Source organism: Rhizobium leucaenae USDA 9039 (assembly GCF_000426285.1).
GTDB lineage: Bacteria > Pseudomonadota > Alphaproteobacteria > Rhizobiales > Rhizobiaceae > Rhizobium > Rhizobium leucaenae.
Window position 1 is genome coordinate 337,881 of sequence record NZ_AUFB01000003.1, and the last position, 13,243, is coordinate 351,123.

Annotated in this window: 11 protein-coding genes; 10 read left to right on the forward strand and 1 reads right to left on the reverse strand. The window is 60.8% G+C overall.

Translation table 11 applies throughout. The features are described from left to right. Nucleotides 1-79: 79 nt before the first annotated feature. The 3 genes from K290_RS0106610 to K290_RS33875 all read left to right on the forward strand — a co-directional run bounded on the left by K290_RS0106610 (nucleotide 80) and on the right by K290_RS33875 (nucleotide 4,699). Nucleotides 80-1,246 (forward strand): pyridoxal phosphate-dependent aminotransferase, encoded by a 1,167-nt coding sequence (locus K290_RS0106610; protein WP_028751157.1) that lies wholly within the window; start codon nucleotides 80-82, stop codon nucleotides 1,244-1,246. A gap of 319 nt (nucleotides 1,247-1,565) precedes the next feature. Continuing rightward, the gene (galE, locus tag K290_RS0106615; protein WP_028751158.1) at nucleotides 1,566-2,600 is read left to right on the forward strand and encodes a UDP-glucose 4-epimerase GalE; all 1,035 of its coding nucleotides are present in this window, start codon (nucleotides 1,566-1,568) and stop codon (nucleotides 2,598-2,600) included. Between the two features lie 137 nt (nucleotides 2,601-2,737). Next, complete coding sequence (locus tag K290_RS33875; RefSeq protein WP_037135035.1) at nucleotides 2,738-4,699, forward strand: putative bifunctional diguanylate cyclase/phosphodiesterase; 1,962 nt, start codon at nucleotides 2,738-2,740, stop codon at nucleotides 4,697-4,699. Here K290_RS33875 and K290_RS0106625 read toward each other — a convergent pair. After that, complete coding sequence (locus K290_RS0106625; RefSeq protein ID WP_028751159.1) at nucleotides 4,696-5,613, reverse strand: LysR family transcriptional regulator; 918 nt, start codon at nucleotides 5,611-5,613, stop codon at nucleotides 4,696-4,698. The genes K290_RS33875 and K290_RS0106625 overlap by 4 nt on opposite strands. Nucleotides 5,614-5,785: 172 nt before the next feature. Between K290_RS0106625 and K290_RS0106630 the strand changes: the two genes are divergently transcribed. From K290_RS0106630 to K290_RS0106660, 7 genes are all read left to right on the forward strand, one after another. Continuing rightward, nucleotides 5,786-6,994 (forward strand): ABC transporter substrate-binding protein, encoded by a 1,209-nt coding sequence (locus K290_RS0106630; RefSeq protein WP_028751160.1) that lies wholly within the window; start codon nucleotides 5,786-5,788, stop codon nucleotides 6,992-6,994. Between the two features lie 15 nt (nucleotides 6,995-7,009). Continuing rightward, entirely contained in the window at nucleotides 7,010-7,792 is a 783-nt protein-coding gene (locus K290_RS0106635) for an ABC transporter ATP-binding protein (RefSeq protein WP_028751161.1), read from the forward strand. Nucleotides 7,793-7,794: 2 nt separating this feature from the next. Further along, nucleotides 7,795-8,496, forward strand: a complete 702-nt coding sequence (locus K290_RS0106640; protein ID WP_028751162.1) for an ABC transporter ATP-binding protein — start codon at nucleotides 7,795-7,797, stop codon at nucleotides 8,494-8,496. A gap of 4 nt (nucleotides 8,497-8,500) precedes the next feature. Then, the gene (locus K290_RS0106645) at nucleotides 8,501-9,388 is read left to right on the forward strand and encodes a branched-chain amino acid ABC transporter permease (RefSeq protein WP_028751163.1); all 888 of its coding nucleotides are present in this window, start codon (nucleotides 8,501-8,503) and stop codon (nucleotides 9,386-9,388) included. 1 nt (nucleotide 9,389) lies between these two features. Beyond that, on the forward strand, nucleotides 9,390-10,376 hold the full coding sequence (locus tag K290_RS0106650) for a branched-chain amino acid ABC transporter permease (RefSeq protein ID WP_028751164.1): 987 nt from the start codon (nucleotides 9,390-9,392) through the stop codon (nucleotides 10,374-10,376). Nucleotides 10,377-10,539: 163 nt separating this feature from the next. Next, nucleotides 10,540-12,135: a GMC family oxidoreductase gene (locus K290_RS0106655; protein WP_028751165.1), complete on the forward strand. Its 1,596-nt coding sequence runs from the start codon at nucleotides 10,540-10,542 to the stop codon at nucleotides 12,133-12,135. Between the two features lie 42 nt (nucleotides 12,136-12,177). Beyond that, nucleotides 12,178-13,236: an enoyl-CoA hydratase/isomerase family protein gene (locus tag K290_RS0106660; protein ID WP_028751166.1), complete on the forward strand. Its 1,059-nt coding sequence runs from the start codon at nucleotides 12,178-12,180 to the stop codon at nucleotides 13,234-13,236. Nucleotides 13,237-13,243: the final 7 nt, after the last annotated feature.

Consider the following 13,243-nt stretch of genomic DNA (forward strand, 5'->3'; position numbering starts at 1 on the left):
TTTTCCCGCATTCCGGACGGAAAACCGCTACGCACTTTTCCTGGAATTGCTCTAAGAAGGCGGAAACCGGAGACTTTGCATGTCGATATTGGATAGCCTCAGCCCGCGTGCGCTGACCGCGCCCGAAAGCGGGATCGTGGAAGTCGTGAACTATGCCCGTGGGCGCGATGGGCTGTTGCCGCTCTGGGTCGGCGAGGGCGATCTGCCGACGCCGGATTTCATCAACCGCGCGACCATGGCCTCGCTCAACGCCGGTGAAACCTTCTACACCTGGCAGCGCGGCATTCCGGAGCTGCGCCAAGCGCTCTCCGATTACTATGGACGGCATTTCGGCGTCTCCCTGCCGATGGAGCATTTCTACGTCACCGGCTCGGGCATGCAGGCGATCCAGCTGTCGGTGCAGGCGATCACCTCGCCCGGCGATGAAATGATCTATCTGTCGCCGGCTTGGCCGAACATCGCGGCCGCGCTCGAGATCGCCGGCGCCCGCTCGGTCGCGGTGCCGCTGCAGTTCGAAAACGGCAAGTGGACGCTTGGTCTTGAGCGTCTGAAGGCGGCGATCACGCCAAAAACCAAGGGTCTCTTCATCAACACTCCCTCCAACCCGACCGGCTGGACGGCGACGCATCAGGACCTCAGGAATATTCTGGCGCTTGCCCGGGAGCACGGCCTCTGGATCATGGCCGACGAGATCTACGCACTTTATTATTATGCCGGCGGCCGCGCGCCCTCCTTCCTCGACGTTAAGGAGGCCGACGACAAGATCCTGTTCGTCAATTCCTTCTCGAAGAACTGGTCGATGACCGGTTGGCGCGTCGGCTGGATCGTGGCGCCCCCCGAACTTGGCCAGGTGATCGAAAACCTCGTGCAATACTCGACCTCCGGCGTGGCGCAGTTCATGCAGAAGGGCGCCGTTGCCGCACTGAACGAAGGTGACGATTTCGTCCGCTCCAACATCGCCAAGGCCGCTCGTTCGCGCGATATCCTTTGCGACGCGCTGATCGCCACCAATCGTGTCCACACGCTGAAGCCGGATGGCGCGCTCTATTCTTTCCTGAAGATCGACGGCGTCACCGACAGCCGCAAGGCCGCCCTCGATATCGTCGATAAGACCGGCGTTGGCCTTGCGCCCGGAACGGCCTTCGGCAAGGGCGGCGAACTCTTCATGCGTGCCTGTTTCCTGCGTGATCCCGCACAGGTGGCGGATGCCGCCGAACGGCTGAGCCGGTATATCTTGAGTCTTTGAGCGATACCTTCGCCCCAACAGGGAGAAGGCCGCGCTCTACGCGCGGGTTGAGGGGGCATTGCACCGTTAGGCGGCGAACAGTCCCTGAAACATGAAATCCGGGCAACGCCCCCTCAACCGCGCCCTTGGCGCACCTTCTCGCTGTTGGGGCGAAGGTATTTTCCGCCATTCGATAAAATTCGACCGATCTCCGAAAACTCCGCCTAACCATAGGAACAATCTTTCCTTGGCGGCAGCCTGCTCAACCCCTGCTTTTAGTCAAATCCGTAAGAAAGCGGGCTTCATATGCTTCTCATATTACTTTGCAGGGGCGCGAAGAATGACAGTGTTGGTGACAGGCGGTGCCGGGTATATCGGCAGCCATATGGTCTGGAAATTGCTGGACGCCGGCGAGGATGTGGTCGTCATCGACCGTCTCTCCACCGGTTTTCGCTGGGCAGTCGCGCCGGCGGCACGCTTCTATCTCGGCGATGTCGCCGATGAAGTGTTGCTGCAGAAGATCTTCGCGGAAAATGATATCGACGCCGTCATTCACTTCGCCGGCTCCGCCGTCGTGCCCGTGTCGATCGAAGATCCGCTTGCCTATTACGACAATAACACCGGCAAAACCCGCGTCCTGACGAGCGCGGCGATCAAGGCAGGTATTCGCCACTTCGTCTTCTCCTCCACCGCCGCCGTCTACGGCCCGCAGCCCTCCGACGAACCGGTGCGGGAAAACGCGCTGTTGCGCCCGGAAACGCCCTATGGGCAATCCAAGCTGATGTCGGAATTGATGCTGCGCGATGCCGCCGCCGCTTACGATTTCAGCTATGTGGCACTCCGTTACTTCAATGTCGCCGGTGCCGATCCGAAGGGCAGGGCCGGCCAATCCACCGACGGCGCCACACATCTTGTCAAGGTTGCCTGCGAAGCGGCCCTCGGACGCCGCCGCCAGGTGGATATCTACGGCACCGACTATCCAACGCATGACGGCACGGGCGTGCGCGACTACATCCATGTCTCCGATCTCGTCGAAGCGCATATGATGGCGCTGCAGCACCTGAGAAGCGGTGGCCGGCCGCTGGTTGCCAATTGCGGCTATGGCATGGGCTATTCGGTGCTCGATGTTCTGAACATGGTCATGCGCGTCAATGGCCGCGCGTTCCGCATTCACATGGCGCCGCGCCGGCCGGGCGATGCCGCCAGTGTCGTCGCCGATGCCACCCTCGCCCATCGCGAACTCGGCTGGGTGCCGAAATACAATTGCATGGAGACGATCGTGCGCTCGTCGCTAGAGTGGGAAATCAACCTCGCCCATAGATCCGGTTTCGACGCCAGCGGTTTGCGCAAGGTGTTCGCGGCGCCAAGCATCTGACGATGCTCCGGCGTCGGCATCTACATTCGCTGGCTGGGTGGAATACAAAGCAGATGCTGATCCTTGGTAATATTTCCCAATAAAAATAACCGAAAATCAAGTTTTTTGTGGTTTTGGATGGGTGGGGGAAGGACGCCATGAGGAACTTGCTTTCAGGCTTGCGCCTGCAGAAAGACGACCCGACATTTCTGCTGGCGCAATATAAAGCGCTGTCGTCACAGATACCGGTCCTCTACATTCTTCTGATCATCAACGCCCTTGCCGTGGCCGCCACCCATATCCACACCGCGCCGATGTGGCTGGCGCTTTACGTGCCGGTCGGCCTGAGCATCCTCTGCGTTTTCCGCATCATCTGGTGGCAGATGCACGGCCAGGATCCCGTCAGCGCGGATCGAGCCTACAGTGTGATGCGTCGAACAGTCGTGCTAGCCGGGGTGCTGACCCTTGCTTTCGGCACCTGGGCCGTCGGACTTTATCAATACGGCAATGCCTATCAGCAGGGTCAAATCTCCTATTTCCTTGTGGTGACGGGCATCTCCTGCGTCTTCTGTCTCATGCATCTGCCGGCCGCCGCCTTGCTGACGACGGCGATCACCTTTTCCTTCATGGTGGTCACCTTCATGTTCTCCGGCAACTCCGTGTTCGTGGCTACCGCGACCAGCGTCATCTTCCTCTCTTTCCCCTTCGTCCGCGTCATCAACAGTTACTTTCGGAATTTTGCCGGGCTGGTGCGGCTGACGGAGGAACTTGGGGACAAGCAGGCGGAAGCCGAACGGCTGAACCTCATCAACAGCCGCAACGCGCTGCAGGATCAATTGACCGGTCTTGCCAATCGCCGCAGCTTCTTTCGCGAATTGCAGGATCTGTTGCAGCAACGGCCGGAGGAGCCGCCAATCGTCGGTCTTGTCGACCTCGACGGTTTCAAGCCGGTCAACGACGTCTTTGGCCATGCGGCCGGCGATCTCGTGTTGAAGCAGACGGCCGAGCGTTTCGTGGCGCTGATGGGCGGCGAGGGCACCATTGCCCGCCTCGGCGGCGATGAATTCGGCGTGATTTTTCCAAGTGATCTCGACCGAAATCGCGTCTCCGACATGGGGCAGGCTTTCTGTGCCGCGCTACGCGAACCCTATGAGGTGCCCGGCGGCTCCATTCGCATCTCCGGCTCCTGCGGCATCGTCGTTCCGGAAGGCGACGGCCACACGGCCGAACAATTGTACGAAAAGGCGGATTTCGCCCTCTACCAGGTCAAGAGCCGCCGCAGCGGCAGCGTCGAGTTCTTCTCCCACGATCTCGAAGAAATCCTTCGGCAACGACACCTGATCGAGCTGGAATTGCAGGGCGACAATTTCGCCAGGGAATTGTCGTTGGAATTCCAGCCGATCATCGATCTCGATGACGGCCATGTCGTCGGCTTCGAGGCCTTGGCGCGCTGGAACAGCGCCCGCCTCGGACGCGTCAGCCCCAGTGCCTTCATCCCTGCCGCCGAACGCACTGCGATGATCGGCAAGATGACCCGCATTCTCTTTGCCGAGGCGCTGCAGGCATTGTCGATCATGCCGCCGCCGCTGCGGATATCCTTCAACCTCTCGGCCCGCGATATCTGCGACCACGAGACTTCGATGGCCCTGCTCGGCATGATCCATGCCGCCAAGGTCGATCCGCGCCGTATCGAATTCGAGATCACCGAGACGGCATTGTTGTCGGATTTCGACACCGCCTACGATGTCATAAGCCTCCTGCGTGCCGCCGGCATTACCATCGCGCTCGATGATTTCGGCACGGGCTTTTCCAGCCTCAGCCATATCCACCGGCTGGAATTCGATAAGATCAAGATCGACAAAAGCTTTGTCATGCAGTTCGACCGTGATGTCCGCTGCATGAGCATCACCCGATCCGTCGCCAATCTCTGCCGCAATCTCGGCATCGCATCGGTCGCCGAAGGCGTCGAAAGTGCTGAGATCGCCGAGGCGCTGCATGCATTCGGCGTACGGCTGGCGCAGGGCTATCATTTTTCCAGGCCGCTGCGCCTGCATGACGCCATCGCCTTTGCCGAGGCGAGCGAGACCGGCCATCAGACGCGGCATGTGGCAAAGGCCTAAGCTGACGCGTGCCCAAGAAAGGCCGGCGCATTGCGATGCACGGCATCCACCAGAAAATCGATGACCGTGCGCACGCGCGGCGATTGCCTGAGGTCACGGTGGCAGGTGATCCAATAATGGCGTTTCAGGTCGACTTCATCGGGCAGCACTATCTGCAGGTCTGGATGCCGGTTCGCGATGAAGAAGGGCAGGACACAGAGCCCAAGCCCGTTCTTGGTCGCCGTCAACTGCGCAAAGATGCTGGAACTCTGGAATTGCGGCCTGATGCGCGGATGGATGTCGCCGAGATAATCGAGACCGGGCGCAAAGATCATGTCTTCGATATAGCCGATGAAGGCATGCTCCGGCAGGTCATCGCGGCTCTCCACCGGCGGGTGGCTGGCGAGGTAATCCCGCGAGCCATAGACCTGCAGATGATAGTCGGTCAGCTTTTCGGTGAAATAAGGGCCGGCCTTCGGCGGGTCGAGCACGACGACGATATCGGCCTCCTTGCGCGATAGCGACATGATCTGCTGGATGGTCACCAACTCCAGCGAGATGTTCGGATACCGCGCGGTGAACTCCGAAAGCATGGTGGTGAAGAAGAAATTGGAAAAACCTTCCGGCGCGCTGATGCGCACCACACCGCGCTGGGCGGCCGAGCCGGCCGTCAGGTCAGACCGCAGCCGCTCGGTTTCCTGCTCCATCCGCTCGGCGGTATCCACGAAGCGCTGGCCCATGCCAGTCAGCATATAGCCGCGCGGATTGCGCTCGAAGAGCTTGACCTGCAGGGCAAATTCCAGCCGATCGATTCGGCGCGAGACGGTGGCGTGGCTCGTCCGCAATTGCCGTGCGGCGGTCGAAAGCTGACCGGTCCGGGCCACCGCCAGGAAAAATTGCAGATCATCCCAGGTAAAATGCGGCGCGGTTTTCATGCGTCCCCTTCTGTTCAAAAATGAACAGACACTGTTTGGAATTAATTGTAAACTTCACTTGCGTCAACGCAGGATTTCAATGATCTTGACGGACAGGAAAGTCGTTTTGAGGATAACGGCTGGCCAATTTTGAACAGATTCATTTTTGCCAAAATCTCTGGGAGGAGAGGATATGCGAAAGAGTCTCATTGCATCCCTGGCACTTCTGCTTGCAACCGGCACCTCGGCGTTCGCCGCCGGCGCGTCCGACGGTGTGGTGAAGATCGGCATCCTGAATGACCAGTCGGGCGTCTATGCCGACTTCGGCGGCAAGTCCTCGGTGGAGGCCGCGAAGATGGCCGTCGAGGATTTCGGCGGCAAGGTGCTGGGCGTGCCGATCGAGATCGTCGATGCCGACCATCAGAACAAGCCTGATATCGCCTCCAACATCGCTCGCCAATGGTATGACACCGACAAGGTCGATGCCATCATGGAGCTGACGACCTCGTCGGTGGCGCTGGCGGTTCAGGCGATCGCCAAGGAAAAGAAGAAGATCGATATCGTCACCGGCGCGGCGACGACCGATCTCACCGGCAAGCAATGCTCACCCTATGGTTTCCACTGGGCCTACGACACGCACGCGCTGGCCGTCGGCACCGGCGGCGCGCTGGTCAAGCAGGGCGGCGATACCTGGTTCTTCCTGACTGCCGATTACGCCTTCGGTTATTCGCTGGAGCAGCAGACCAGTGATTTCGTCAAGGCGAACGGCGGCAAGATCCTGGGTTCTGTGCGTCATCCGCTGTCCACCAATGACTTCTCGTCCTTCCTGCTGCAGGCGCAATCGTCCGGCGCCAAGGTCATCGGCCTTGCCAATGCCGGTCTCGACACCTCGAATGCCATCAAGCAGGCGTCCGAATTCGGCATCACCCAGGGCGGCCAGCATCTGGCGGCGCTGCTCTTCACGCTCGCCGAAGTTCATGGTCTTGGCCTGCAGGCCGCCCAAGGCCTGACGCTGACCGAGGGCTATTATTGGAACCGCGACGACGAAAGCCGCAAGTTCGGCAAGCGCTTCTTCGATCGCACCGGCAAGATGCCGAACATGATCCACACCGGCACCTATTCCGCCGTGCTGCAATATCTGAAGGCCGTGCAGAAGGCCGGCACCGACGATACGGAAGCGGTCGCCAAGGAACTGCATGAAATGCCGGTTGACGATGTCTTCGGCCGCGGCGGCACCGTCGGCCCCAATGGCCGCATGATCCACGACATGTACCTGCTCCAGGTCAAGAAGCCGGAGGAGAGCAAGCAGCCATGGGATTATTATAACGTGCTGGCAACGATTCCCGGCAAGGAAGCCTATATCGATCCGGCCAAGAGCGGCTGCGATCTCGTCAAGCAGTAAGTTTGCGATCAGCCGATGGCGATCTCTGCGACAGAGAAACAGGAAGAGCCACGGGTGGTTTTATCCGCCCGCGGCCTCCGGCGCGATTTTGGCGGCTTCACGGCCGTCAAGAATGTCGATCTCGATGTGCGCCATGCCTGCGTGCATGCGCTGATCGGCCCGAACGGCGCCGGCAAGACGACCGTGTTCAATCTCTTGACCAAGTTCTTGCAGCCGACGCATGGCACGATCACGCTGCTCGGCACCGATATTACCAGGACGAAACCGGACAAGGTGGCGCGCATGGGGTTGGTGCGCTCGTTCCAGATTTCGGCGGTCTTTCCACACCTCTCCGTGCTCGACAACGTCCGTGTCGCCCTGCAGCGGCCGAACAACCTGGCGCATCAATTCTGGCGGCCGATCTCAGCGCTGGCGAGCCTCGACGATCGCGCCGAACAATTGCTGGCGGCGGTCGGCCTCGCGAAAGAGCGCGATGCCATCGCCGCCGATCTCTCCTATGGTCGCAAGCGGGTGCTGGAGATTGCGACGACCTTGGCGCTTGATCCCAAGGTGCTGCTGCTCGACGAACCGATGGCCGGCATGGGGCTGGAGGATGTCAACACCATCTCCGCCATCATCCGCGACGTGGCGCGCGATCGGGCGGTGCTGATGGTGGAACACAATCTCTCCGTCGTTGCCGATATCTGCCATCACGTCACCGTGCTGCAGCGCGGCGAAATCCTTGCCGAAGGCGACTACAGCACGGTCAGCCAGGACCCGCGCGTCCGCGAGGCCTATATGGGCACGGAGGAGGCTTGAGCATGGCGGCACTGCTTGAAGTCCAGGGTCTCAATGCCTGGTATGGCGAAAGCCACATATTGCATGGTGTCGACATGAATGTCGGCGAGGGCGAAACCATCACCATTCTCGGCCGCAACGGCGTCGGCAAGACGACCACGCTGCGCACCATCATCGGCATCGTCCGGGCGCGCAAGGGCAAGATCGCCTTTGCCGGCGCCGACATGATGCAGGTGCCGCTGCACAAGACGGCGCACAGGGGCATCGGTTTCGTGCCGGAGGAGCGGGGGATATTCTCGACGCTCAACGTTCATGAAAACCTGATGCTGCCGCCGGTGGTGGCGCAGGGCGGGATGACGGTCGACGAGATTTTCGAGCTGTTTCCCAATCTGTACGAGCGCCGCAACAGCCCCGGCACGAAACTCTCCGGCGGCGAGCAGCAAATGCTCGCCATGGCGCGCATTCTGCGCACCGGCGTGCGAATGCTGCTGCTCGACGAGCCGACCGAGGGACTGGCCCCCGTCATCGTCCAGCGCATCGGCGAGGTGTTGAAGAAACTGAAGGAGCGCGGCATGACCATTCTGCTAGTCGAGCAGAATTTCCGCTTCGCCAGCCGCATTGCCGATCGTTTCTATCTGATGGATCATGGCCAGATGGTCTCCGAATTTCCGGTCGGCGAATTGCCGGAGCGGATGGGCATGCTGCACAAGGTTCTGGGGGTCTGATGCCATGACCATGATATTCGACATCCCATTGCAGGCGCTTCTCGGACAATTGCTGATCGGGCTGATCAACGGTTCCTTCTATGCGCTGCTAAGCCTCGGACTGGCGATCATCTTCGGCATGCTACGGGTGATCAATTTCGCCCATGGTGCGCTTTATATGCTTGGCGCCTTCACCGCCTATCTGCTGCTCGCCTATGCCGGCATCGGTTACTGGCCGTCGCTGGTGCTGGCGCCGTTGATCGTCGGCCTGTTCGGCGCGATCGTCGAGCGCCTGTGCCTGCGCCGGCTCTACAAGGTCGATCCGCTCTATGGTCTGCTCTTTACCTTCGGCATGGCGCTGACTGTCGAAGGCACGTTCCGTTATCTCTACGGTTCGTCCGGCCAACCCTATGCCGTGCCGACGGCGCTGGCGGGCGGCGTCAATCTCGGTTTCATGTTCCTGCCGATCTATCGCGGCTGGGTGATCGTCGTGTCGCTTATCGTCTGCATCGGCACCTGGCTGCTGATCGAAAAGACCAAGCTCGGTGCCTATCTGCGTGCGGCAACGGAAAATTCGGTTCTGGTACAGGTTTTCGGCGTTAACGTACCGGTGCTTCTGACGCTGACCTATGCCTTCGGCGTCGCGCTCGCCGCCCTTGCCGGGGTGCTGGCCGCCCCGATCTACCAGGTCTCGCCGCTGATGGGATCGAACATGATCATCATCGTCTTCGCGGTGGTCGTCGTCGGCGGCATGGGCTCGATCATGGGCGCCATCATTACTGGCTATGTGCTTGGTGTAGCAGAAGGCCTGACGAAGGTTTTCTATCCGGAAGCATCCAACATCGTCATCTTCGTGATCATGGCGATCGTGCTGCTCCTCAGGCCCGCAGGCCTCTTTGGCCGGGATGCGTGACATGGCTGATATGACCGATACGCTGAAATCCGAAAGCCGCCGCCCCTCGTCCGTGCAGAAGGGCTTCCTGATCGCCGGCCTGGTCCTGCTGATCTGGGCACCGTTTTTCATCTACCCCATCTTCGTCATGAAGGTGCTCTGCTTCGCGCTGTTCGCCTGTGCCTTCAACCTGCTGCTCGGCTATACCGGCCTTCTGTCCTTCGGCCACGCCACCTTCTTCGGCGGCGCGGCCTATTTCACGGCATATAGCGTGAAGGCCTGGGGGGTGCCGCCGGAACTCGGCATTCTGATCGGCGTTGCCGGCGCTGCGCTACTCGGCCTGATCATGGGCTTCGTCGCCATCCGCCGGCAGGGCATCTATTTCGCCATGATCACCCTGGCGCTGTCCTACATGTTCTATTTCTTCTGCCTGCAGGCGAAGTTCACCCAGGGCGAAGACGGCATTCAGTCGGTGCCGCGCGGCTATCTCTTCGGCGTCATCGACCTGAATAATTCGTTCAACATGTATTATTTCGTGCTAGCGGTGTTCATCATCGGCGTGCTGATCATCTGGCGCTTCATCAATTCACCCTTCGGCATGATCCTGAAGTCGATCCGGGAAAACGAGCAGCGGGCGATTTCGCTCGGCTATTCCGTAGCGCATTACAAACTCGGCGCCTTCGTGATGTCGGCGGCACTTGCCGGGCTTGCGGGTGCGGTCAAGGCGCTGGTTTTCCAGTTCGCGACGCTGACGGATGTCGCCTGGCAGATGTCGGGCGAGGTGATCCTGATGACCTTGCTCGGCGGCATTGGCACGTTGATCGGCCCGCTTTTCGGTGCCGGCTTCGTGGCAACGCTGGAAAACTACCTCGCGACGTCGGAATTTCCGGTCACCGTTATCACCGGCATCGTCTTCATGGTCTGCGTGCTGCTCTTCCGCCGCGGTATTATCGGCGAGTTCTACGCTTCGCGGCTGGGGCGGAAGCTTGGATTCGAGTATCGGCGGTAAAAATTAGGCCCATGCATTTTTGGTATGCACCCCCTCACCCCAGCCCTCTCTCGGAGGGGAGAGGGGGAATTGTTTCTGAAATTCGGTGGATTGGTGGGCGCCGCAAATGCCGAAATAGTCCCCTCTCCCCTCGGGGAGAGGGTTAGGGTGAGGGGGCATGCAGATGGACCGCTTCGACTACATCATCATCGGCGCCGGCAGTGCCGGCTGTGTGCTTGCCAACCGGCTGTCGGCGGATCGCAACAACAGGGTCCTGCTTTTGGAGGCGGGCGGTAGCGACAATTACCACTGGATCCACATCCCGGTCGGTTATCTCTATTGCATCAACAATCCCCGCACGGACTGGTGCTTCACCACCGCGCCGGAAGTCGGGTTAAACGGCCGCTCGCTGAATTATCCTCGCGGCAAGGTGCTTGGTGGCTGCTCTTCGATCAACGGCATGATCTATATGCGCGGCCAGGCACGGGATTACGATCTCTGGCGGCAGCTCGGCTGCACTGGCTGGGGCTGGGACGATGTGCTGCCCTATTTCGTCAAATCCGAAGACCATTATAGGGGCAAGGACGAGATGCACGGCGCCGGCGGCGAATGGCGGGTCGAGAAGGCTCGCGTGCGCTGGGATGTCCTCGATGCCTTCCAGGCGGCCGCACGCGAAGCCGGCATTCCCGAAACCGCGGATTTCAATCGTGGCAACAATGAGGGTTCCGGCTATTTCGACGTCAACCAGCGCGCCGGCATCCGCTGGAACACCGCCAAGGCCTTCCTGCGGCCGGCACTGAAACAGGGCAATCTCACAGTTCTTACCAAGGCGCAGGTCCGCAGCCTGCTGATCGAGGACGATGCCGTGACCGGTGTCGAGTTCCAGCATGACGGCATCACCAAACGCGCCTATGCTGACAAGGAGACGGTGCTTTCTGCGGGCGCGATCGGCTCGCCGCAGATTCTCGAACTGTCCGGGCTCGGTCGCGGCGAGGTCTTGAGCCAGGCCGGCATCGAGGTGGTGCGGGAGGTCAAGGCGATCGGCGAAAACCTCCAGGATCACCTGCAACTGCGCATGGCCTATAAGGTGACTGGCGTGCCGACCTTGAACGAGAAGGCGACGAAGTTCTTCGGCAAAGCAGCCATCGGCCTGGAATATCTTATGCGCCGCTCCGGACCAATGGCGATGGCGCCGAGCCAGCTCGGCATCTTCACCCGCTCCGGCCCCGACAAGGAAACGCCGGACCTGCAATATCACGTGCAGCCGGTCTCGCTCGATAAGTTCGGCGATCCCGTCCATTCCTTTCCGGCGATCACCGCCAGCGTCTGCAATCTGAGGCCGGAAAGTCGCGGCTCGGTACATATCCAGAGCCCCGAATTCACCGCTCAGCCGGTGATCAGTCCAAACTATCTCTCGGCATCGCGCGACCGCGAAATTGCCGTGCGTTCCATCCGGCTGACGCGGCGGATCGTGGAGCAGCCGTCTTTCGCCAAGTTCAAACCAGAAGAATTCAAGCCCGGCCCGTCCTATCAGACCGACGCTGACCTCGAGCGCGCCGCCGGCGATATCGGCACGACGATCTTTCATCCGGTCGGCACCTGCCGCATGGGAGGCGATCCGCAAAGCGTGGTCGATCCGCGCCTGCGGTTTCGGGCGTTGGCAAGACTTCGGATCGCCGACGCGTCCGTCATGCCGTCGATCACCTCGGGCAACACCAACTCGCCGACCATCATGATTGCGGAAAAAGCGGCGGAGATGATCCTTGCCGACAACCGCTGAGCGCCTATTGATGGGGATGGAGGCAGGATAGGGAGTTTTCGAATGCACAGCATAGACGAGGTCATCATCGGCCGGCAGGGATCGGCGGGGCTCATCCGCCTCAATCGGCCGCAGGCGCTGAACAGCCTGACGCTGCCGATGATCCGGGCGATTGAAGCGGCGCTTGCTGATTTTGCGGCCGATCCGTCCGTCGCCAGCGTCATCGTCAGGGGAGAGGGCGACCGCGCCTTCTGCGCCGGCGGCGATATCCGCCTGCTACATGAGAGTGGCAAACGAGGCTCTCCAGACGCCGAGACCTTCTGGCGCGAGGAATTCCGCCTGAACCACGCCATCGCCCGCTATCCCAAACCCTATGTGGCGCTGATGGACGGCATCACCATGGGCGGCGGCGTCGGGCTGTCCTCGCATGGCAGCCATCGCGTCGCCACCGAACGCACCCGGCTCGCCATGCCGGAAACCGGCATCGGCTATTTTCCCGATGTCGGCGCCACCTGGCTTTTGCCGCGGGCGCCCGGCGAAGCCGGCACATGGATGGGACTGACCGGCCTTGCCATCCATGCCGCTGACGCGATCCAAGCGCGGCTGGCCGATCATTGCGTTGCGTCTTCCGATCTCTCCGCATTGATCGAGGCGATCGGCGCGCTCCCCGCCGCTGCATCGCCGGCCGATGTGCATGGGGTGATTGCGGGCATGGCGATTTCCGCCGGCGAAAGCCGCCTGACCGTCCACCGCAATATGATCGATCGGGCTTTGGCATATGACACCGTCGAGGACATTCAGGAGGCTCTGGCGCGAGAGGCGGGCGATTTCGCCGCCGAGACCCGGCAGATCATCGGCACGCGCTCTCCGACCAGCCTGAAACTGACGTTGCGGCTGCTGCGCGCCGGGCGCAACAGTGCGAGCCTTGCCGAATGCCTGGATCGTGAACTCGGCGCCTGCCTGCGGATATTGTATAATCCCGACTTTTACGAAGGCGTCCGCGCTGCCGTCATCGACAAGGATCGCAATCCGAAATGGTCGCCGGCAAGCCTTGCCGAGGTCGAAGATGCCGCCATCGATCGCTTCTTCGTGCCGGCGCAACCGCCACTTTTCGCGATGTAAAGAGAAT

What these genes read in the sequence shown, in the direction of transcription:
- K290_RS0106610 (WP_028751157.1), top strand. Translation starts at nt 80, where the DNA reads ATGTCGATATTGGATAGCCTCAGCCCGCGTGCGCTGACCGCGCCCGAA.
- galE (WP_028751158.1), top strand. Translation starts at nt 1,566, where the DNA reads ATGACAGTGTTGGTGACAGGCGGTGCCGGGTATATCGGCAGCCATATG.
- K290_RS33875 (WP_037135035.1), top strand. Translation starts at nt 2,738, where the DNA reads ATGAGGAACTTGCTTTCAGGCTTGCGCCTGCAGAAAGACGACCCGACA.
- K290_RS0106625 (WP_028751159.1), bottom strand. Translation starts at nt 5,613, where the DNA reads ATGAAAACCGCGCCGCATTTTACCTGGGATGATCTGCAATTTTTCCTG.
- K290_RS0106630 (WP_028751160.1), top strand. Translation starts at nt 5,786, where the DNA reads ATGCGAAAGAGTCTCATTGCATCCCTGGCACTTCTGCTTGCAACCGGC.
- K290_RS0106635 (WP_028751161.1), top strand. Translation starts at nt 7,010, where the DNA reads ATGGCGATCTCTGCGACAGAGAAACAGGAAGAGCCACGGGTGGTTTTA.
- K290_RS0106640 (WP_028751162.1), top strand. Translation starts at nt 7,795, where the DNA reads ATGGCGGCACTGCTTGAAGTCCAGGGTCTCAATGCCTGGTATGGCGAA.
- K290_RS0106645 (WP_028751163.1), top strand. Translation starts at nt 8,501, where the DNA reads ATGACCATGATATTCGACATCCCATTGCAGGCGCTTCTCGGACAATTG.
- K290_RS0106650 (WP_028751164.1), top strand. Translation starts at nt 9,390, where the DNA reads ATGGCTGATATGACCGATACGCTGAAATCCGAAAGCCGCCGCCCCTCG.
- K290_RS0106655 (WP_028751165.1), top strand. Translation starts at nt 10,540, where the DNA reads ATGGACCGCTTCGACTACATCATCATCGGCGCCGGCAGTGCCGGCTGT.
- K290_RS0106660 (WP_028751166.1), top strand. Translation starts at nt 12,178, where the DNA reads ATGCACAGCATAGACGAGGTCATCATCGGCCGGCAGGGATCGGCGGGG.